This is a genomic window from Arthrobacter sp. UYEF3, from assembly GCF_040546245.1.
Classification (GTDB): domain Bacteria; phylum Actinomycetota; class Actinomycetes; order Actinomycetales; family Micrococcaceae; genus Arthrobacter.
The window spans coordinates 1-2,103 of the sequence record NZ_JBEPNK010000057.1; the positions used below are offsets into that span (position 1 = coordinate 1).

Annotated in this window: 1 protein-coding gene; it reads right to left on the reverse strand. The window is 64.2% G+C overall.

Annotated elements, in window-relative coordinates; genetic code table 11:
- The coding region (gene aceE / locus ABIB14_RS18635; RefSeq protein ID WP_354237383.1) for a pyruvate dehydrogenase (acetyl-transferring), homodimeric type at positions 1-2,102 on the reverse strand (2,102 nt) is incomplete at its 3' end.
- Position 2,103: the final 1 nt, after the last annotated feature.

A 2,103-nucleotide genomic window follows, 5' to 3' on the forward strand; every position in this document is an offset into this window, starting at 1 on the left:
GCCGGTCCCGGACCGTACATACGGTTCAGGCCGTCACGCATGATGACGCCCATCTCATAGCCGTAGGCCGGGTCATAGGTCATCACGGCCGGGTTGGTCGATGCGAGGAGCGGTGAGTGGCCGTCGGCGTGCTGCAGGCCTTCACCGGTCAGCGTGGTCCGGCCCGCGGTCGCGCCGATCACGAAGCCTCGGGTCATCTGGTCAGCGGCGGCCCAGAAGGAGTCGCCGGTGCGCTGGAACCCGAACATCGAGTAGAACACGTAGACCGGGATCAACGGTTCGCCGTGCGTGGCGTAGGAGGTACCCGCGGCGGTGAACGCCGCGACGGCGCCGGCTTCGTTGATGCCGGGGTGGATCAGCTGGCCCTTGTCGGACTCCTTGTAGGCCAGGACGATGTCCCGGTCCACGGACAGGTAGTTCTGCCCGTCGGGGTTGTAGATCTTCGCGGTCGGGAAGAACGCGTCCATCCCGAAGGTCCGGGATTCATCCGGGACGATCGGCACGATCCGGGAACCGAACTCCTTGTCCCGCATCAGGTCCTTCAGCAGCCGGACGAACGCCATGGTGGTCGCTGCCAGCTGCTTGCCGGAGCCGCGGTTGGTGAACTCGTAGGACTTTTCCTGCGGGAGGGTGACCTCGGTGTGCTTGGCGCGGCGTTCCGGGACAAACCCGCCCAGGGCGCGGCGGCGTTCCATCAGGTACTTGATCTCGGGGGAGTCCATCCCGGGGTGGTAGTACGGCGGCTGGTACAGGTCGGCCTCGAGCTGTTCGTCCGTGATCGGGATGCGCAGGTGGTCGCGGAACGCCTTCAGGTCCGTCAGGGTGAGCTTCTTCATCTGGTGCGTGGCGTTACGGCCCTCGAAGTGGGTGCCCAGGCCGTAACCCTTGACCGTGTGCGCCAGGATGACCGTGGGCTTACCCTTGAACTCCGTCGCTGCCTTGTACGCGGCGTAGACCTTGTTGTAATCGTGGCCGCCGCGCTTGAGGTTCCAGATCTGATCGTCGGACAGGTCCTGGACCATTTCCTTGGTCTGCGGGGTCTTACCGAAGAAGTGTTCACGGACGAACCCGCCGGATTCGGCCTTGTAAGTCTGGTAATCGCCGTCGACGGTCTCGTTCATGATCTTCACGAGCGAACCGTCCTCGTCCCGGGCGAGCAGGTCATCCCACTCCCGGCCCCAGACGACCTTGATGACGTTCCAGCCGGCACCCCGGAAGAACGCTTCGAGTTCCTGCATGATCTTGCCGTTGCCGCGGACCGGGCCGTCGAGGCGCTGCAGGTTGCAGTTGATCACGAAGTTGAGGTTATCCAGCTTGTCGTTCGCGGCGAGCTGCAGCAGACCGCGGGACTCCGGTTCGTCCATTTCGCCGTCGCCCAGGAACGCCCAGACCTGCTGGTCCGAGGTGTCCTTGATGCCGCGGTTATGCAGGTAACGGTTCGACTGCGCCTGATAGATGGCGTTCATCGGGCCGATGCCCATCGACACGGTCGGGAATTCCCAGAATTCGGGCATCAGGCGCGGGTGCGGGTAGGAGGACAGGGCATGCCCTTCCTTGGACTTCTCCTGCCGGAACCCGTCCATGTCTTCCTCGGTCAGGCGGCCTTCCATAAACGCCCGGGCGTACATGCCCGGGGACGCGTGGCCCTGGAAGAAGACCTGGTCGCCGCCGCCGGGGTGGTCCTTGCCGCGGAAGAAATGGTTAAAGCCGACCTCGTAGAGGGTAGCCGCGCCGGCGTAGGTGGAGATGTGGCCGCCGACGCCGATGTCCGGGCGCTGCGCCCGGTGCACCATGACCGCAGCATTCCAGCGCAGCCAGGCACGGTACTTGCGTTCAATCTCTTCGTCCCCCGGGAACGGCGCTTCCTGGTCCACCGGAATGGTGTTGACGTAGTCCGTGGTGGTCACCATCGGCACGCCCACACTCTGTGCCCCGGCCCGCTGGAGCAAGCTCCGCATGATGTACTGGGCACGCTCGGTACCCTGTTCCTGAATCAAGGTATCCAGGGACTCCAGCCATTCGGCGGTCTCTTCCGGATCACGATCAGGCAGCTGGTTAGTCAACCCGCTGAGGATATGGGAGGTATCTTCTCCTGCAGCCACG